Origin of the sequence: Exiguobacterium sp. s161 (assembly GCF_018619045.1) — a bacterium.
In the GTDB taxonomy this organism is placed as follows: Bacteria; Bacillota; Bacilli; order Exiguobacteriales; family Exiguobacteriaceae; genus Exiguobacterium_A; species Exiguobacterium_A indicum.
The window spans coordinates 850747-869449 of the sequence record NZ_JACSNH010000001.1 but is presented as its reverse complement, the minus strand read 5'-3'; the positions used below and the strand labels follow the sequence as shown (position 1 = coordinate 869449).

At 47.9% G+C, this 18703-nt stretch carries 18 protein-coding genes; all 18 read right to left on the bottom strand.

Annotated features, from left to right (window positions below; genetic code table 11):
- Positions 1-29: 29 nt before the first annotated feature.
- Positions 30-1343: a uracil-xanthine permease family protein gene (locus KNQ14_RS04210; RefSeq protein ID WP_064299618.1), complete on the bottom strand. Its 1314-nt coding sequence runs from the start codon at positions 1341-1343 to the stop codon at positions 30-32.
- 51 nt (positions 1344-1394) lie between these two features.
- Positions 1395-1925, bottom strand: a complete 531-nt coding sequence (pyrR, locus tag KNQ14_RS04205; RefSeq protein WP_035396895.1) for a bifunctional pyr operon transcriptional regulator/uracil phosphoribosyltransferase PyrR — start codon at positions 1923-1925, stop codon at positions 1395-1397.
- Between the two features lie 248 nt (positions 1926-2173).
- On the bottom strand, positions 2174-3097 hold the full coding sequence (locus KNQ14_RS04200; RefSeq protein ID WP_035396726.1) for an RluA family pseudouridine synthase: 924 nt from the start codon (positions 3095-3097) through the stop codon (positions 2174-2176).
- Positions 3094-3570 carry a signal peptidase II gene (gene lspA, locus KNQ14_RS04195; protein ID WP_214859730.1) on the bottom strand — a complete coding sequence of 159 codons (477 nt, stop codon included), beginning with the start codon at positions 3568-3570 and terminating at the stop codon, positions 3094-3096. Before lspA ends, KNQ14_RS04200 begins: the two co-directional genes overlap by 4 nt.
- 72 nt (positions 3571-3642) lie before the next feature.
- Positions 3643-6378, bottom strand: a complete 2736-nt coding sequence (gene ileS, locus KNQ14_RS04190; protein WP_214859728.1) for an isoleucine--tRNA ligase — start codon at positions 6376-6378, stop codon at positions 3643-3645.
- Positions 6379-6677: 299 nt separating this feature from the next.
- Complete coding sequence (locus KNQ14_RS04185) at positions 6678-7199, bottom strand: DivIVA domain-containing protein (protein WP_023468794.1); 522 nt, start codon at positions 7197-7199, stop codon at positions 6678-6680.
- A 25-nt stretch (positions 7200-7224) separates the two neighbouring features.
- Positions 7225-7995 carry a YlmH family RNA-binding protein gene (locus tag KNQ14_RS04180; RefSeq protein WP_029342133.1) on the bottom strand — a complete coding sequence of 257 codons (771 nt, stop codon included), beginning with the start codon at positions 7993-7995 and terminating at the stop codon, positions 7225-7227.
- Positions 7992-8267: a YggT family protein gene (locus KNQ14_RS04175; RefSeq protein ID WP_023468796.1), complete on the bottom strand. Its 276-nt coding sequence runs from the start codon at positions 8265-8267 to the stop codon at positions 7992-7994. Before KNQ14_RS04175 ends, KNQ14_RS04180 begins: the two co-directional genes overlap by 4 nt.
- 2 nt (positions 8268-8269) lie before the next feature.
- A complete protein-coding gene (locus KNQ14_RS04170) occupies positions 8270-8749 on the bottom strand; it encodes a cell division protein SepF (protein ID WP_230088523.1) in 480 nt (159 codons plus the stop codon).
- A gap of 40 nt (positions 8750-8789) precedes the next feature.
- Positions 8790-9461, bottom strand: a complete 672-nt coding sequence (locus KNQ14_RS04165; RefSeq protein ID WP_064299617.1) for a YggS family pyridoxal phosphate-dependent enzyme — start codon at positions 9459-9461, stop codon at positions 8790-8792.
- The gene (gene pgeF / locus KNQ14_RS04160) at positions 9448-10224 is read right to left on the bottom strand and encodes a peptidoglycan editing factor PgeF (protein WP_047393727.1); all 777 of its coding nucleotides are present in this window, start codon (positions 10222-10224) and stop codon (positions 9448-9450) included. The genes KNQ14_RS04165 and pgeF overlap by 14 nt, the downstream gene beginning before the upstream one ends.
- Positions 10225-10308: 84 nt before the next feature.
- Positions 10309-11463, bottom strand: a complete 1155-nt coding sequence (gene ftsZ / locus KNQ14_RS04155; RefSeq protein ID WP_029342137.1) for a cell division protein FtsZ — start codon at positions 11461-11463, stop codon at positions 10309-10311.
- Between the two features lie 47 nt (positions 11464-11510).
- Positions 11511-12815 carry a cell division protein FtsA gene (gene ftsA, locus KNQ14_RS04150; RefSeq protein WP_029342138.1) on the bottom strand — a complete coding sequence of 435 codons (1305 nt, stop codon included), beginning with the start codon at positions 12813-12815 and terminating at the stop codon, positions 11511-11513.
- 229 nt (positions 12816-13044) lie between these two features.
- The gene (locus KNQ14_RS04145) at positions 13045-13824 is read right to left on the bottom strand and encodes a cell division protein FtsQ/DivIB (RefSeq protein WP_214858048.1); all 780 of its coding nucleotides are present in this window, start codon (positions 13822-13824) and stop codon (positions 13045-13047) included.
- A gap of 60 nt (positions 13825-13884) precedes the next feature.
- Positions 13885-14979 (bottom strand): undecaprenyldiphospho-muramoylpentapeptide beta-N-acetylglucosaminyltransferase, encoded by a 1095-nt coding sequence (gene murG / locus KNQ14_RS04140; protein ID WP_214859726.1) that lies wholly within the window; start codon positions 14977-14979, stop codon positions 13885-13887.
- Entirely contained in the window at positions 14976-16322 is a 1347-nt protein-coding gene (gene murD, locus KNQ14_RS04135) for a UDP-N-acetylmuramoyl-L-alanine--D-glutamate ligase (protein ID WP_214859724.1), read from the bottom strand. Before murD ends, murG begins: the two co-directional genes overlap by 4 nt.
- Before the next feature lie 33 nt (positions 16323-16355).
- Entirely contained in the window at positions 16356-17318 is a 963-nt protein-coding gene (mraY, locus tag KNQ14_RS04130) for a phospho-N-acetylmuramoyl-pentapeptide-transferase (RefSeq protein WP_050677532.1), read from the bottom strand.
- Between the two features lie 23 nt (positions 17319-17341).
- A complete protein-coding gene (locus KNQ14_RS04125; protein WP_251138266.1) occupies positions 17342-18661 on the bottom strand; it encodes a UDP-N-acetylmuramoyl-tripeptide--D-alanyl-D-alanine ligase in 1320 nt (439 codons plus the stop codon).
- Positions 18662-18703: the final 42 nt, after the last annotated feature.

Sequence of the window (18703 nt, the reverse complement as noted above, 5' to 3'; positions counted from 1 at the left end):
CCTTCACTTTATCGTTCTCTCGGAACGTCTTAAAAGTTGTTAGCTACCGATTGAGTTGTAGAGGTTTCCGTTGTTTCTTCGACCTGCTCTGTCGTTTTCGGAAGAACTAGATTCAGGATGATTCCAAGAATCGTCGCTAGTGCCATTCCTTCGAGAGAGAAGTTGCCGATTTTAAGCGCCGCGCCTCCGATACCTGTGACGAGAATGACGGCTGTAATCGTCAAGTTCCGTTTATCAGCAAGATCGATCTTACTTTCCGTCAGCGTCCGGAGACCATTCGACGCGATGACTCCGAACAAGAGGATACTTATTCCACCCATGACCGGTGTCGGAATCGTCTTGATGAACCCTTCGACGTATCCGAGGAATCCGAAGCTGATCGCAAGAACCGCCGCGCCACCGAGGACATAGACACTGTAGACACGTGTGATTGACATGACACCGTTGTTCTCACCATACGTCGTAACCGGTGGTCCGCCAAGCATCGACGCGACTGTCTTCGCGATCCCGTCACCCAGTACGGTCCGGTGCATCCCTGGATCGAGGAGCGTCTCGCGCCCGATGATCCGTGATGTCACTTTTTGTTCGCCGATGTGCTCCGTCAGTGTGACGAGCGTCACGGGAACGATCAGAAGCAAGGCGGCTGTATTCCACGATGGTGTGTAATTCAAGAACGGAATCGTGAAGTCCGGCACGTGGAACAACGTGGCTTGTTGGAGTGGTGTGAAGTCAATGATTCCGACCGATGCCGCAACGAGATAACCAACCGTGATCCCGAACAAAATCGGAATCGTACTCCACATTCCTTTTAAGTACGTCATCGCAAGGAGTGTGACGCCGAGCGTGACCATCGCGACGAGGAAGTACAGTCCGTTGTACTTACCGTCCGCTCCGTTCATCGCCATGTTGACAGCAGTCGGGGCGAGCGATAGACCGATGACCATGATGACCGGTCCGATGACGACCGGTGGGAGTAAGCGAAGCAACCAAGCAGCTCCTGTGTAGCGGATGAGAAGTGAGACGAGTCCGTAGACGAGTCCAGCGACCATTCCGCCGATTAAGGCATCCTCGACACCCCACCGTTCACTGACGGCGATGATCGGGGCGATGTAGGCAAAACTCGAACCAAGATATGTGGGTACTTTGAAGCGGGTGACGGCGAGGAAAATCAGTGTGCCGACTCCGCTTGCGACGAGCGCGACCGATGTGTTGAGTCCCGTTAAGAGCGGGACGAGCACGGTCGCACCAAACATCGCGAAGACGTGTTGTAGGCTGAGCATCAGCCAATTTAGAGGGTGAGTAGGTACTTCTTGTACATCAAGTACTGCGGCATGTTTTGCCATATAGATGACTCCCTTTCTGGTCTCTCTGGACCACCTTAAAGGTTTTGAATTTTAGCGTTTAATGAATACTTGATCGGCTTCATCGACTTCGGCGAGCGCGACGACGACTTGTTCCTCACGGGATGTCGGGACGTTCTTACCGATGAAATCTGGTCGAATCGGTAACTCCCGATGTCCGCGGTCGACGAGGACAGCGAGTTGAATCATACTCGGTCTTCCGTGATCGACGAGCGCGTCCATCGCGGCGCGAACGGTGCGTCCTGTGTAGAGGACGTCGTCAACGAGGACGACGATTTTCCCGGTGATGTCTTCCGGTAGATCAGAACCTTTGATTTCTGGTTCTAAACTTCGTTTCGACAAGTCATCCCGGTACATCGAGATGTCGACGACACCGAGTAAGACCGGTTTTCCTTCGATTTGTTCGATCCGCTTCGCAAGTCGGCGAGCGAGTGTCTCGCCTCGCGTCTTGATTCCGACGATCATCAAATCATGAATTCCTTTGTTACGTTCGATGATTTCATGGGCGATCCGTGTCAGTGCACGTCCGATCGCAGCTTCATCTAAGATGACGGCTGGTTTCATGTTTTCTCCTTTCATACAAAAGACCTTCTGCGGAAATCCGCAGAAGGTCATCGAAGACAGAATCATGGCATACGTATTGTATGCATGCCTACACACGATCGTGGTAGGTTCTCCCTTTCGCAGCCTCTCCGGACTCGATTAAAGGTGATACTAGTTAGGTAGGATCGTCACTCGGACGACCGAAGTGTCAGTAGAGGATGTCTCGCATCGCTCTCTAGGTGATACTCTACCGTTTTATTAGAAAAACGTCAAGACTCTAATTCAAGTTTTTTCAATTGACCGATTTCAAATGTCATCTCTTCTGGGAGCGGTGCTTCAAAGCGCATCCACTCACCTGTGCGTGGATGTTCGAAACCGAGAACCGCAGCATGCAAGGCTTGACCATTCATTTTCATCGTCTTGCGTGGACCATATTTCGGGTCACCAGCAAGCGGGAAACCGATATAACGCATATGGACACGGATTTGGTGCGTCCGTCCTGTTTCAAGTTTACATTCAACGACCGTAAAGCCCTCGTACCGATCAAGAACACGGAAATGGGTCACGGCAGACTTTGAATTCTTATCCGTTACCGTCATTCGTTGACGGTCGTTCTTATCGCGTCCGATTGGGGCTTCGATCGTTCCGAGTTCGTGCGGGATTTCACCGTGCACGAGCGCAATGTAGAGACGTTCCGTCGTCTTCTCTTTTAATTGATGCGCAAGTGATTCATGCGCTAAGTCGTTCTTAGCGACCATCAACAGACCTGACGTATCCTTATCGATTCGGTGAACGATCCCTGGACGTTTGACGCCATTTATGCCTGAGAGATCTTGACAGTGATGTAATAAGGCGTTGACGAGCGTTCCTGAGACATGCCCTGCCGCCGGGTGGACGACCATCCCTTTTGGTTTGTTGACGACGATGACGTCCGAATCTTCATAGACTACATCAAGTGGGATGTCTTCCGGCAAGATTTCGAGTTCCACTGCTTCCGGGATATGGACCTCAATCGATTCCGTTCCCGATAATTTATAGTTCGGTTTGACGACACGACCGTCGACTTCGACGCGCCCCGCTTTCAACCATTCCTGTACTTGCGAACGCGACCAATCGTTTTGTTCTGCGAGCCATTTATCAATGCGCCCTGTCGCTCCATCCGCTTGTACGGACCATGTTTCTACTTCATTCATTTATCCATCGTTCCTTTCTTAGTCAACCGTTCTTCGAACATGACGCTAATTAGCATCGTGATGACACCAAACGTCAAACAGACGTCTGCGACATTAAAGATCGGAAAATTATAGCCGAACGGGAAGAAGTGGAAGAAATCAACGACTTCTCCTCGTGCCATTCGATCAATGAAATTTCCGATCGCACCACTGAGCAATAACGCGATGCTCCAAGCAAATACCTTATTTTTCGTGCCTTCCTTGTAGAGGAAGTAAATCAATCCAATGACGACGACGACTGTAACGACGAAGAAAAAGCCGAATTTACCTTCGAGCATTCCCCACGCAGCGCCTCGATTTCGATACGAGTTTAGATAAAAGAAATCCGGAATGACCGTGATCGCTTGACCGATCGTCATGTTTTGAACGACGATCCATTTCGTCAACTGGTCGATTCCAACGAGTAAAGCAGCAATCCCTAAGTAAAGCCACATCCTATTGTCCTCCGCATCCAAAAATAATGAGGGACGTCCTGCGAAGTCGCAGTCGCCCCTCCCTTTGTATCATTATAAAGAATTGACGACTTCAGTACAACGTGGGCAAAGCGTCGGATGAGCCGGATCTTGTCCGAGTTCCGTCGAATATGTCCAACAACGTTCACATTTTTCACCGTCAGCTTTTTGAACCGTGATGCCGGTCGTCTCATACATCTTATCCGCCGTTTCCACGAATTCTAGTTGTGAGACTTGGAGTAACTGCTCAAGATGATCGATTGTTCCGAGCAAGGCTTTCGTCTCTTCCTTCGGTGCAAGCAAGAGTTTCGCTTCGAGTGTCTTACCGACGAGTTTCTCAACGCGCGCTTCCTCGAGTGCTTTTAAGACATCATCGCGGAATGTCAGGAACGCGTTCCATTTCTCGATGAGGGCAAGTCCTTCTTCTGAGACTTCGACCGTTTTCGGAAGGTCTGTCAGGAAGATACTCTTCGTCTCAACAGCTGGTACGAATTCCCATGCTTCGTCTGCTGTGTGTGGCAAGACAGGTGCCATCAATTGCAACAAGGCAACGACTGTATCATACATGACCGTCTGAACCGCACGACGCGATGTCGCGTCTGCTTTTTCGATATACAGGATATCTTTCGTGTAATCGAGGTAGAACGACGACAAATCAAGGACACAGAAGTTGTGGAGCAATTGATAGACCGACATGAAGTCGTACGCATCATAAGCCGCTTTTACTTTTCCAACAAGTTGGTCCAGTTTCGTCCGCATGAAACGGTCTGACTCTGGTAAGTCTTCAAATGCGACGCGGTGCGTCGCAGGATCGAATTGATCCAAGTTTCCGAGGAGGAAACGAACCGTGTTGCGGATTTTACGATAGGATTCTGAGACTTGTTTAAAGTTATCCATCGATGCCCGGACATCAGCTTGATAATCGACAGATGCGACCCACAAGCGAAGGATCTCTGCTCCGAATTGTTGCATGACTTGGATCGGTGCAATCGTGTTACCGATCGATTTCGACATCTTGCGACCTTGACCATCCAGAACGAATCCGTGACTGACGACCGCTTTGTATGGTGCTTTTCCTGTCGTTGCGACGGCTGTCGATAGCGACGAGTTGAACCAACCACGATATTGGTCAGATCCTTCAAGATAGAGATCCGCTGGACGTGTCAATTCAGGACGTGTCGCAAGGACACCGGCATGTGATGAACCAGAATCGAACCAGACATCCATGATGTCCGTTTCTTTTTTGAAGATACCGTTCGGGCTTGCTGGATGTGTGAATCCTTCAGGAAGCAAGTCGACTGCTTCGCGCTCATACCAGACATTTGATCCGTGAGCTGCAAATAGATTCGCGATATGATCAATCGTTTCTGGTGTGACGATTTCCGTTCCATCTTCAGCGTAGAAGATTGGAAGTGGAACGCCCCAAGCACGTTGACGTGAGATGACCCAGTCGCCGCGGTCTTTGAACATGTTGTGGAGACGTGTTTCCCCCCACTCTGGTACCCACTGGACGCCTTTGATCTCATCAAGGATTTCCGCACGGAAGTCTTTGATTGAAGCGAACCACTGTGGTGTTGCCCGGAAAATGACCGGTTTTTTCGTCCGCCAGTCATGTGGATACGAGTGTTTGATGAACGATAGTTTCAAGAGTGCACCGGCTTCTTCGAGGGCAAGACCGATTTCTTTATTCGCATCTTCATAGAACATGCCTTCGAATCCAGGTGCTTCTTCTGTCATGATCCCTTTATCGTCGACTGGGCAAAGGACGTCTAGACCGTAAGCTTGACCGATGCGGAAGTCATCTTCCCCGTGACCTGGAGCCGTATGAACGACACCTGTCGCTTCCGCTGTAACGTGATCGCCAAGCATGACGAGTGATTCACGGTCGTACAGTGGATGTTTTGCTTTCATGTATTCGAAGTCCGCACCATTAAAGACACGTCCGACTGTTGCATCTTCCCATCCGAGTGCTTCGATGACTTCAGGAACAAGTGTTTCCGCTACGATATAGCCTTTTCCTTGATACTCGATCCGCGCATACGTCAATTCCGCACTGACAGAGATTCCGAGGTTCGCTGGAATCGTCCATGGTGTCGTCGTCCAGATGACGAAATGATCCGTCGGCTCTAGGATGTTTTTTCCGTCCATGACTTGGAACGCGACATAGATGGCCGCTGACCGTTTATCTTGATATTCGATTTCTGCTTCAGCTAGTGCCGATTCAGAAGACGGTGACCAATAGACCGGTTTCTTCCCTTTGTAGATATAGCCTTTGTTCGCCATATCCCCGAATAAACGAATTTGAGCTGCTTCAAATTCTGGTTGAAGAGTGATGTATGGGTTATCATAGTCACCGAGAACGCCGAGGCGTTTGAATTGTTCGCGTTGGTGATCGACTTGTTCCAGCGCATATTTCGCACATAATTCACGGAATTCTGCGACCGTCATCGATTTACGATCAACACCTGCTTTTTGAAGCGCGGTCTCGATCGGTAATCCGTGTGTGTCCCAACCAGGCACGTACGGAGACTGGAAGCCATTCATCGATTTGTAGCGGACGATGATGTCTTTTAAGACTTTGTTTAATCCGTGACCCATGTGGATGTCACCATTCGCATACGGAGGACCATCGTGGAGGATGAACGTTGGCTTTCCAGCATTCTTTTCCTGGACCGCAGCGTAGAGCTTCATCTCTTCCCATCGTGCTTGCATATCTGGTTCACGTTTTGGCAAGTTGCCTCGCATTAAAAACTCCGTTTTCATCATCAATAAGGTTTCTTTATAATCCATCTGACCATCTCTCACCTTTCGCTTTAAAAGTACAAAAAAAGCCAAGCTCATCCCTGAGATAGGGACGAGCTTGGCTGAACTCGCGGTACCACCCTACTAATCCTGCTCGCCATTTTGACGACGCAGGACCGCTTAAGAACTCGATAACGGGAGTGAGCCGGCATGACTTACTGTTCAGCGAACGTTCAGTCATACACTCCAAGGGGATACCTCATCTTTTTCGTTGCTCGGGCTTCCACCATTCCCCCGATTCGCTGTCAACCGTCCAAGATGCGACGTGTCCTTGTCATTGATTTTATTTATACGACATCGTCGTCATTATACGCAACTGCTGGAACATCGTCAAGCGCTCCACGAGAAGAGAAGTCAAACGCATCCCAGTCATGGCTCGTCAATAATTCCATCTGCGCATCGATCAATACTTTGAATCGATTACGATAAAGTTCGATTTTTTTGCGCATTTGCTCTACTTCGAAGTCTGTCCGTTGTGCCCGACGTTGCGCTGCATCTTGCAACTGCTCTGCTTCACGTTCTGCTTGCTTTAGGATCAAGCTCGCTTCTTTTGAAGCATTGGCTTTGACTTCTTCAGCTGCTTCCTGTGCGACGATGATCGATTTATTCAATGTTTCTTCCATCGAACTGAAGTAATCAACACGTGCTTGCATGTTTTGGATGACTTCCTGTTGTTGACGATTCTCACGTAACAACAATTCAAAATCCTTGATGACTTGATCTAGGAATTCGTTCACTTCATCTTCGTCATAGCCGCGAAACTTTCGTGTGAACTCCTTATTATGAATATCGAGTGGCGTTAATGGCATGATGAATTCCTCCTCCGCATTTATCTTATCCTTTTAAAATACCGTATTGTAGCTTGATCCGGTCACGTTTCGTTGATCCGAGGATTGCAATCAACTTGACGCGTCCTGTTCCACGCAAGGAAAGCAAGTCGCCTTCTTCTAGCATGAAGCTCGAATCATCCACTACTTTGTAATTGACCTTACTTTCACCTTGTTTAATGAGCGTCTGTGCTTTTTGACGTGAGAAGCCTAAAATTTCACTCACGACCGTATCGAACCGAAGTGAACTGACGAACCCAAGTGTCTCTTCCCACTCTTGATCCTTCACTTTCAAACGGTCTTCCGCCTCAACACGCGAAAGACGAATCTTCGTCTTCCCTGCTCGTTCGACGTTTGCTTCGATATAGGTCGCGACTTCGTCCGCGACGGCAAACTGTACTTGATCCTGAATGATGACGTCGCCGAATTTTGCTCGTTTCAATCCGACGTTCAATAATGTACCGGTGACTTGACGATGAGAAAGTTCAACGAATTTAGTAGGATAATGAATGCGATAGATGGAAATGTCAAAGTCATCCGCGTTGTATTCATAATAATCTGGTGCGAGGATTGCCCGTTTACGTTCAGCGCCTTCGAAACCGCCCTCAAAAAAGAGGGCGCATTTCGAACCGACGAGTTCTTGTGTGATTTGTTGTTCACGTGGATCTAGGAAATCCGTTAATTTGAACGTATAGGTCGCTTCCACATGATCGATCCAGTTCAAGACTGAATCGACGAATTCCCGCTCGCTTCCACGATAATGATCGTATACGCTCATACTAAAAAGATTGCTCGGATACCCGATTGAGCCAAGTTCAAGACGAGGAAGGCTACAATCGGCGAGATATCCAGCATGCCCCCGATAGGCGGGATGATACGACGGAAGGGCGCTAGGAATGGCTCGACTAACATCGCGAGCACTTGTCCGAATTTAGAATCACGGGCATTCGGGAACCACGAAAGCAGGATATAAACGATCATGACGTAACTGTAATACTGTAATAACGTACTTAATGTACGACCAATCGCGTACATCACTTGAGAATCCATACTTACCACCCCTTATGATTAATATCATCTTCTCCAAGAAGATTCGAGATGCTACCAGCCAACTCGACGTTGTTCGGAACACAGAGGAGGGTATTCTGACTGATCGTCGTAATCGTTCCATCGAGAGCGAAGACGACACCAGATAAGAAATTGATCATCTGTCGTGATTGATCTTTTGACATACGCTGCATATTGACGATGACAGCACGGTTCTGACGAAGATGTTCCCCGATTTCCTGGGCCTCGTTGAAGACACGTGGTTCACTCAAGATGACTTGCGATTTCGTTTTTTTCGTCGCATGAAGCGGCACGATATTCGATTGTCTCACGCTGTCCTCCTTTTGAGTAACACTTGGGGTAGATTCCTCGTAATACTCTTCGTACTCTTGTTGTGAAGCACCTCTACCTTTATTTATTGTAGCATCATTTTCATATTCAAGTTCATCTAAATCGTCGCTGTTGCCGAGAAATAGATTTTGCATTTTTGATTTAAAACCCATATCCATTCTCCCTTCTTCTCGTTTAGGTATGAACGAGCGTTGTCCCGATTCGGACGAACGTCGCCCCTTCTTCGATGGCGATCTCAAAATCCGATGACATTCCCATAGATAACTCCGTACATGGAGCATACGACAATTTTTTCGCCTTGACCTCTTCTTGCAATGTTTTTAATGACCGGAATACCTCACGGATACGCGTCGTATCTTCCGTTAACGGTGCCATCGTCATCAGTCCGATGACACGAATCGCTGGATACTGACCGATTTCATGTAAGAACGACGGTACATCCTCAGGCGCGATGCCTTGCTTCGATTCTTCTCCCGAAACGTTGACTTGAATGAAACAATTAATGATTCGGTCCGTTCGTTTATTGATCTCTTCCGCCAAATGAAGACGGTCAAGGGAATGCAGCACGTCAATGGCATCGATGATTTGACGAACTTTACGCGTTTGTAGCGTACCGATGAAGTGCCATGTACAGGCGGTTCGTCCGAGCTCTGCCTGTTTTTCGAGCAATCCGTCCGGGCGATTTTCACCGAGATGGGTCACACCTGCTGCTAATAATTCAGAAGCAACTTGACTTGAGACTGATTTCGTCACGCCAATCAACTGTACCTGCTTTTCAGAAGAACTCTTTTCACTTGCTTGTTCCATTCGTTTCGTAACCTCTTGTACATTATCAAGAATTGACATCCAATGACTCCTTTACGATCAAACTTGCAAAGCGACCACCGTGGTCGCCGTGGCGATAAGAGAAGTAATCTTCCGCCTGACAGTGTGTACATAGACCTGTGTCAAGGACATCACCGACTCCACAACGCTCAGCTAGCGCAGCGTTCGTTTTTTGTAGCGATAACATCGCTTTTCCATCTTCCTTGCGTATGTAAGGAGACTCATCGAGTTCAAGCGCATCGATTGCATCGATGACGGGTTGATCGACTTCGTAACAACAATCACGGATCGATGGACCAATGACCATTTGAATCGATGAACGACTCGCACCCGCACGTTCCATTTGCTTGACTGTTTCCTCGACGATATTGCCGACAGTTCCGCGCCAGCCGGCGTGCGTATTCGCGATGATTCCTGTCGTCGGATCACAGAAGACAAGCGGCACACAGTCAGCGAACAGCATCATCAATAAGACATTTGAATCGGTCGTCACCAATCCATCTGTACCCGGAATCGCTGTTTCGTAATCCAAAGCACCGCGCCCAGAGTCAAGTGTCGTCACCTGTTCGACGTGATTTCCGTGAACTTGCTGTGCCCAAATCGAGTTCTCGAGGGAGAGATCAAGCTGACGTGCGATGACTTGTCGGTTCTGGATGACACCGTCGCGATCATCGTTGACATGTAATCCTAAATTTCCGTTCTCATGAGGGGCTGCGAACTTCGTCGTAAAGGCGGCACGTACGGTACCCGTCGGTGTATCCCATTTGATCCATTGTCCAAACATGTTTATGCCTCCTTTGATTTTAAAAAAAGAGGCGCCGCTTTCGCGACACCTCATCGTTTAGCAGTCGTGTCACTGGAACATCGATCAACGATTATTCCGGCGAAGGAATGATGGGATGTCCATCGTTTCTTCGACATCTGGCGCTTTAGCCGGTTCAGGATTCGAGCTGACAGGTGTCTCTTCGACTTGTGGTTTAGACTCCTCAGTTGGTGGTGGAGTCGCTTGTTTTTTCTTCAAGAGGTTTTTCATCATCTCTTGTGCCGATGGGATTTCGAAATCGAGTGGTTCGTTTTCGAATTCCGTCGCGATGACTGTGACGATGATTTCATCTTCTAGGTTATCGTTGATGACAGAACCGAAGATCAAGTTGACTTCCTCATCGGCTGCACTCTGGACGATTTGTGCGGCTTCCGTCACTTCGTACAAGCTGAGGTTCGCACTACCTGTGATGTTCATCAGAACACCTTTTGCGCCTTCGATCGATGTCTCAAGCAACGGACTCGAAATCGCTTTTTTCGCTGCTTCCGTCGCGCGGTGCTCGCCTGTCGCGACACCTACACCCATTAAAGCAGAACCTTTCTCAGTCATGATCGTCTTCACATCGGCGAAGTCAAGGTTGATCAGACCAGGTACGGCGATCAAGTCAGTGATACCCTGTACCCCTTGACGCAAGACGTTATCCGCTTCTTTAAACGCCTCAAGCATTGGTGTATTCCGATCGACGATTTCAAGTAACTTGTCATTCGGAATGACGATTAACGTATCGACTTTTTCTTTGAAGTTCTGGACACCTGAAACAGCATGTTGCATCCGTTTACGTCCTTCGAACATGAATGGTTTTGTGACGACACCGACTGTCAATGCGCCGATCTCTTTTGAAATCTCCGCGATGACAGGAGCTGCTCCTGTACCCGTTCCGCCACCCATTCCCGCTGTGACGAAGACCATGTCAGCACCAGAAAGGATTTCTGTTAATTGCTCACGGCTCTCTTCCGCCGCTTTTTTACCGATTTCCGGATTGGCACCCGCACCGAGACCGCGTGTCAATTTAGCACCGAGTTGTAGTTTTACGTCAGCTTGTGACATGTTCAATGCCTGCGCATCCGTGTTTACTGCGATGAATTCTACGCCTTGGACACCGTGTTCAATCATTCGGTTGACGGCGTTCGAACCGCCACCACCTACACCGATGACCTTGATTTTTGCTACTTGGTCCATCATTTCATCAAAATGCAACATAAAAAGGGCCCCCTAATATTTTTTACTCATTGGATTTTTTGTAGGCATTAACCAAAGAATTTCTCAAAGAAACTGCTGAATGACTTTTTCTCTTTTGGAGGCTGTTCACGTGTCGACCGTTCTTCTCGAACAGGTGTCGCTTGTTCGTTCATGAGCAGTGCATCCTGTTCACGTCCGTGTGCTACGACTTCCTTCTCTTCCGCGCGGTCGAAACCTGATTTCGATACGGCGCTTCGTGAAAGTACATAACGTAACATACCAGCTGCGACGGCATACTTCGGATGACGAATACCAAGACTAGCAGGTTGATAGACATTGACGCTCTGCTTGAAGATTCGTTTTCCAAGCTGGTCGATTCCCGGCAGTGAAGAACTTCCGCCACACAAGATTAAACCGCTGTTCATATGAGCGTATCCGGCTTGAGTCATTCGTTTTTGAATCATCTCGAAGATTTCCTCAAGTCGTGCTTCTAATACGAAACCGATTTCTGATTGTGGCTCGAAACGATGTTCCCCGTTGATCGTGACGTAAGAAACTTTCTCTTCCGGATCACCGAGTGCTTCAAGTGCAACACCGTACTCTTCTTTTGCGAGCTTCGCATCTTGATATTTACAATTCATCTTATACGTCAAATCACGTGTCAGATGATCGCCACCGTATGGCAACGTCGTCGAGTAGACGAGATCATTCTTTTCATAGATGGAAAGTGTCGTCGTCTCATGTCCGATGTCGATGATTCCGACACCGAGTTCGAGTTCATCAATCGATGCTGCGATTCTAGATACCGCTAAACTCTCCAGCACATATCCAGCAAGCTCTAAACCAGCCCGTTCAATGGAACGTTTAATGCTATGTAGGATCGTCTTTGCTCCGATGATGAGCTTCCCTGTTACTTCGAGACGATAACCAATCATTCCTCTAGGATCAGTGATCTCCGTTTGCTGATCGACCGTAAACGTCTTTGGCAGAACATCGACAACACTGAGTTCGTTTGGAATTCGCATGACCATCGCAGAATGCAGAACATCTTTCACGTCATCATCCGTGATTTCATTGTCCTCACCTTTGATTGATGTCATCCCTTGGCAATCCTTCACTTGAATGTGTTCGCCAGAGATAGCAACATATACTTCACCAATTGGTTCACCAAGTGTACGTTCCACTTCCGTGACCGCTTGTTTAATGGCATGTACCGTTTGATCGATGTCAACGATGACACCTCGTTTAACACCCGCGGATGGTGCAGAACCTTCAGCAAGAACGTTCAGCGTTCCACCAAGTAGTTCACCGACGATGAGTTTCACCTCCGATGTCCCTATGTCGAGTGCGGCAATCGTACCTTTCGTTTCCATGGGAGTGACACCTCCACTTTCATAATACTAATCCTTTTTATTCCTAATTATATTCTAGGAACAGGACAGGCTTCTTCTCGTTTAAGTCTACACTATATAAATACTTACGAAAAGAAGTTATTGCCCGTCTTAGCGTTCGAATAGATTACGATTTGATGACGATTCGAACAACGGTCAACGAATGAAAACACACGTTTGTTTTTTTGTTCGTCAACCCTTTACGAATCTTCTATTTTTTCCCTTTATATGGCTTGAAATAGATACCGCCATCAATTGTAATTGTTCCCGTCTTTCCTTTCGGTAAGGCAGAAATGACCTTCACGTATTCATTCAAGGAATTTGAAAAGGCAGACGTACTGAGTAATACCGTATTCCCATCCGTCATGAATAACTTCAGACCGCCTTTGTCCGTCTTATCGTTTGCGACGATTTCTGAGATTCGGCTCCGTACTTTCGGCTCAATTTTAACAAGTTCCTTCGTCAATCGATTTAATGACTGATCCGTGAATCCTGTCAAGATTGGAGCATCGAATAGTTCTTCCTTCGACTTTCCAGGAATGATCGTTCCGTCCGCAAGCACAATCCGGTCTCCCGGTTTATCCTTCGCGTAAGCAATCTCTTTCTCTTCCGTCACCGTCACGCGATATTGATGCAAAAACTGTTTTTGCATCGTCGCTTCTTGAATACCCGGAACCTTTTCGATTCGCTCAAGAACGTCTTCCTCCGATACATTAAAGGCGTGTGTTTCCTTCACCTTAATCCCCGACGCTTGCAAGATATCAGCAGACTTCACATTGACGTTACCCTCGATATCAAATCGAGCAACCCGAGAATAACTCGATTGTAGATAAAAGACGACACCGACCAATAGACCAATCAGAATCAGGACATAAATGAGTCTTCGGTTGGCTTTTTTGCGACGTTGTTCACGGATATAAGGTATCTTATCCTCGAGACTACGGACGTTCTCGTCCTCTTGTGGTCGTCCGACCGCTCTCCGTTCCCTCACGTCTCATTCCCCCTCCATACGTAACAGTTCATTTCCCTATCGGTCTTTTCCTGCAATAGTTTAGTTTTTTTGTGCCGTCAATCGTAACAATTCATCAACTAAGTCCCGTGAAGCGTTCGGCATACCGAGCGCAAGCGCCGCTTCAGACATCATTTGTTGTTGTGCTAACGCTTTTTCACATGCCTCAAACAACCGATCACCTGTCAGTTCCTGTTCACGAATCAATAGACTCGCACCTGTCTCGACGAGCGATGAGGCATTGACCTCTTGATGATTTTCCGTCACGTAAGGACTCGGGATGAGCACGCTCGGTAAGCCGAGTGTCGTCAGCTCTGCAAGCGTACTTGCTCCCGAACGCGAAATGACGAGTTGACTGGCTTTTAAGATGTTCGGTAAATCATATACGAATGGGCGAAGTTGAATGCGTTCTGGCACGGAACCAACGCGTGACACAATCGTATCGTAATGAATTTGACCCGTAACGAAGAGGAGCGACCAGCCTGCTTGCTCGACCTTTGGCATCATATCGACGACTGCTTCGTTGATTGCAGGTGCGCCACGACTACCGCCATAGATGACGATGAGAGGGCGTCCTTCCTCAAAACCAAAACGTTGTCGCTCTTCAAGCGGATTGATGTTAAGCTCTGCCACTTCAGAAGCACGCGGATTTCCGATTAAAACCGTCTTCGCTTCATTCTTACCGAAGTGATGTCCAGACCCTTTAAACGAGAGTGCCACTCGATCCACATACCGAGCTAAGAATTTATTCGTGATACCAGGTAAACTGTTTTGTTCATGAACGAGTGTCTTGAAACCCATTTTTGCAGCCGTATACAATACCGGTCCACAAACGAATCCACCTGTACCGACGACGATATCCGGTTGGAACTGACGCAGTAGTCGACGAACATGCCGGACGCTCTTGACGAACCGGATACCGGTCTTGACGTTTTCGAACGACAAGGAACGACGGATACCAGAAATCTCAATCGATTCAAATGGAATTCCCGCGCGACGGACGATATCCGCCTCGAGACCATTTTCTGTTCCGATATAGAGGACTTCACACGGCATGCGTTGTTCGAGCTCCCGTATCATAGCGAGTGCCGGATAAATGTGACCGCCTGTACCGCCTCCAGAGACGACGATTTTCATACTGTTGTTCCTCCTACTTCATGTACGGCACGAACGAAATGATCGCCGCGCTCTTCATATGTCTTGTATTGATCCCAACTTGCAGATGCTGGTGACAGAAGAATGATGTCGCCGGGTTGTGACACTTCAAACGCTACTTTCACCGCTTCATCCATCGCCTCAACAACGGTCGACGCATAGCCATTTTCTGACGCAAGCGTTCCGAATCGATGACCTGTCTCACCAAGTCCGATGACGTGTTTGACGTGCTTCATTGAATCGAGTAACGGTGTCAAATCCGCTCCACGCTCGAGTCCGCCACATAACCAGATGATAGGTGCCGTAAATCCAGACAACGCCGCTTCTGTTGCAACATTATTCGTTGCTTTTGAGTCGTTGTAAACTTTTCGACCAGCAATTTCACCGACGAACTGTGTCCGGTGCTCCACACCACCAAACGTCCGTAGAACGTGTTGAACGTCAGATAATGCTAAGTTAAACGGTTCGACGAGTGTTAAGGCTGCGAGAACGTTCTCGACATTATGCCCACCACCGAGAGCCAGTTCATCAACAGGTAAGATACTCGTCCCATTGATTGTCAACGTATCGTTCATGACTTCTGCGTATGCCGATTGACGACGAGAGAACAAGAGTGGCGTTACTTCAGCAGTCTTTCCGAGCGCATTGACGGACGCATCATCGGCATTCAAGACAAGGCGATCCGTTTCTTTCATGTTCTTAAAGATCCGGGCTTTCGCTTCGCCATACGATTCAAAATCACCATGATAATCCAGATGTGCCGGTGATAAATTCAAGAACGCTGCCGTGTATGGTCGGAATTGCTCGATCCCCATCAATTGAAAACTTGATAATTCAATGACGATGATATCGTCCTGTTTCGCCTGACATGCGATTTCAATTGCCGGGAATCCAATGTTTCCTGCCAAATGTACACGCCGCGTACCGGTTTTCAACAATTCATGGACAAGCGTCGTCGTCGTCGTTTTCCCGTTCGATCCCGTGATGGCAATCCACGTCGCATCTGTTGCTTGATACGCCAGTTCTACTTCTGTCCAAACCGGAATGTCGCGTCGCAAAGCTTCTTGTAGCAGATCGATGTGATACGGAATCCCTGGATTCTTGACGATCAAATCGATATCGTCGAGTAGTGTGAGCGGGTGCTCACCATAGACCGTCTTAACATCGAGTGATGCAAGCGTCGCTTGATCACTCTCGGACGGCGTTTTCCCGTCATTGACCGTTACCTCTGCACCAACACTCGCTAAATATCGAGCTGCTGCGATTCCACTTTTCGCCGTTCCGAGAACGAGCACTTTTTGATCATTCCATTGTCGTTGTTCCATTGTTGAATCGCTCACTTTCTCTCTTCTTTTTTATTACACGAATAGATAGGCGATGAATGCCATCAAACAGCTGATTCCTGCGAATGTACCGACGATCCGCCATTCGCTCCAACCGACCATTTCGAAGTGGTGGTGAATCGGGCTCATTTTGAAAATCCGTTTTCCTGTAGTCTTAAAGGAGATGACTTGTAGAATGACGGATAATGTCTCGACAACGAACACGATACCGATTAAGACGAGTAGTAATTCCAGTTTTAAGACAATCGATAGACCTGCTAGTGCAGCTCCAAGTGCAAGTGACCCTGTATCTCCCATGAAGATCTTCGCTGGGTGCGCATTGAATAATAGGAATCCGATCAAGGCACCGACCGCTGAGAAAGCAAAACAAGCAGCGCCTACTTCATCCGCGATAAACCAACTGTATAATCCGAAGAACAAGAATGTTGGAATCGCTGTGAACGACACGAGACCATCTAGACCATCCGTCAAGTTAACTGCATTTGAGAAGCCAACTAACCAGAACAAGGCAACAAACGGATAGACGATACCGAAATCAAGTTCAAAATCTGTAAATGGAATCGATAGATACGTCGCATCACTCGTGAATCCACCGCTCAACCAGACGAATAACAATCCGACGACGATTTGTCCAATTAATTTTTGTTTCGAATTCAGACCAAGGTTACGTTTCTTGACGACTTTGATGTAATCATCAATGAAGCCGATAACGCCATAAGCAAGTGTTAAAAACAGTAACGATAATTGTGTCGTCGATAGATCGCCCATGACGACTGCACCGAGAACGCTGACGATCATCGCAACAAGAATGACGATTCCACCCATCGTCGGTGTTCCTGATTTGACCTGATGCCATTGCGGTCCTTCTTCCCGAATTTCCTGACCGAATTTCAATTGGTGTAGAAACGGAATCGCCTTTGGCATAACGAGTAGTACAACAAGAAATGCAAGAATAAGACTGATGAATAATGTGATCATAGCAGACACCCTTTTTTCAAAAATTAGTTTTCGTTCAGATATGTTAATATCCGTTCAAGCGCCATCCCACGTGACGCTTTCAATAAGACGATTGTTCGTTCTCCGAGCAGCGGACGCAATCGTTTTGCAGCATCCTCGACAGTTGCTGCGAATTGGATTTGAACAGACGGATCGCTGATTCCTTCCGCAATCCACGCGCCTTTCTCCCCTACTAGGATAGCATGCGAGACGGGTAACGCAATCCGCTTTCCGACCGAGGCATGTAATAAGCGTTCTTGGTCCCCTAATTCATACATATCTCCGAGGACGAGAACTCGTGTCGTATACCCTTCCAGCGCAGTAACCGTCTCAATCGCTGCATTCATCGATGTCGGACTCGCGTTATACGCATCATTGATGACCGCAGTCTCTTCAAAGAGTAATCGTTCCATCCGCATCGGTGTCAATTCAACCGCATCGAACCCTTCTTGAATCCGAGCGTCCGTCACGCCAAGTGCACGTGCTGTCGCAATCGCGTATGCTGCATTTCGGACTTGGTGTTTCCCTAGCACTGGTAGGTGAAAAGCGGTGCCATCGTAAGTAAAGGCCGTTCCAAAGAGCGTTGCTTCCCTAGTTTCGATCCGGTACGTATTTCCGATCTGATAGCCGATCTTCTCTGCTTGAACTTCTGCGAGAAGTGGTTCGTCACCATCAACGAATAAATGACCACCTGGCTTGAGTCCGGATTGAATCTCGAGCTTCGCTTTGGCGATGCCACTGCGTCCACCGACTTGCTCCGCATGCGATTCGCCGATGTTCGTGACGAGCGCGATATCTGGCTCAGCTAGATTCGATAAGAATTCAATATCGCCAAATCCATTCATTCCCATCTCAAGTACAGCGACTTCCGTATCAGCCGGCATCATGAGAATCGTTAACGGCATTCCGATATCCGAATTGAAGTTTCCTTGAGTCTTATGTGTCTTGAACGTCGTCTTGAGTACGCTTTCGATCATGTCCTTCGTCGACGTCTTCCCATTTGATCCAGTGATGGCGACGACTTTTGGCGCAATCTGCATTAAGTATCGTTTTGCGATTTGTTGCAGGGCAACCAATGGTTCATCGACTTCCAAGAAAACGATATCGATGTCTGGTCGATCAATGTCTTTCTTCCATAAGGTGACGATCGATCCTTGGTTTTTTGCACCTTCAAGGAATCGATGACCATCGACGCGTGCTCCCTGAATCGGAACATAGAGACCGTCTTCTAGTTGTGCGCGTGAATCCGTTGCAAAATGACGAACGATACGATCATCTTTCACATCGAGATGCAACCATTCAGCGAGTTGCGTAATTGTTAACATGATATATACCTCCATTCGATGACAGCAAAAGAGGACGAATGC

Coding starts and splice junctions, on each gene's coding strand:
- murG (WP_214859726.1), bottom strand. CDS start 14,979: ATGAAAATCGTCGTCTCTGGAGGCGGTACAGGCGGTCACATTTATCCG.
- KNQ14_RS04170 (WP_230088523.1), bottom strand. CDS start 8,749: ATGCAAAATCTATTTCTCGGCAACAGCGACGATTTAGATGAACTTGAA.
- pyrR (WP_035396895.1), bottom strand. CDS start 1,925: ATGAAACCAGCCGTCATCTTAGATGAAGCTGCGATCGGACGTGCACTG.
- ftsZ (WP_029342137.1), bottom strand. CDS start 11,463: ATGTTGCATTTTGATGAAATGATGGACCAAGTAGCAAAAATCAAGGTC.
- KNQ14_RS04185 (WP_023468794.1), bottom strand. CDS start 7,199: ATGCCATTAACGCCACTCGATATTCATAATAAGGAGTTCACACGAAAG.
- KNQ14_RS04200 (WP_035396726.1), bottom strand. CDS start 3,097: ATGAATGAAGTAGAAACATGGTCCGTACAAGCGGATGGAGCGACAGGG.
- KNQ14_RS04180 (WP_029342133.1), bottom strand. CDS start 7,995: ATGAGCGTATACGATCATTATCGTGGAAGCGAGCGGGAATTCGTCGAT.
- mraY (WP_050677532.1), bottom strand. CDS start 17,318: ATGATCACATTATTCATCAGTCTTATTCTTGCATTTCTTGTTGTACTA.
- pgeF (WP_047393727.1), bottom strand. CDS start 10,224: ATGTTTGGACAATGGATCAAATGGGATACACCGACGGGTACCGTACGT.
- ileS (WP_214859728.1), bottom strand. CDS start 6,378: ATGGATTATAAAGAAACCTTATTGATGATGAAAACGGAGTTTTTAATG.
- KNQ14_RS04125 (WP_251138266.1), bottom strand. CDS start 18,661: ATGTTAACAATTACGCAACTCGCTGAATGGTTGCATCTCGATGTGAAA.
- lspA (WP_214859730.1), bottom strand. CDS start 3,570: ATGTGGCTTTACTTAGGGATTGCTGCTTTACTCGTTGGAATCGACCAG.
- KNQ14_RS04165 (WP_064299617.1), bottom strand. CDS start 9,461: ATGTCAATTCTTGATAATGTACAAGAGGTTACGAAACGAATGGAACAA.
- murD (WP_214859724.1), bottom strand. CDS start 16,322: ATGGAACAACGACAATGGAATGATCAAAAAGTGCTCGTTCTCGGAACG.
- KNQ14_RS04175 (WP_023468796.1), bottom strand. CDS start 8,267: ATGGATTCTCAAGTGATGTACGCGATTGGTCGTACATTAAGTACGTTA.
- ftsA (WP_029342138.1), bottom strand. CDS start 12,815: ATGGAAACGAAAGGTACGATTGCCGCACTCGACATAGGGACATCGGAG.
- KNQ14_RS04210 (WP_064299618.1), bottom strand. CDS start 1,343: ATGGCAAAACATGCCGCAGTACTTGATGTACAAGAAGTACCTACTCAC.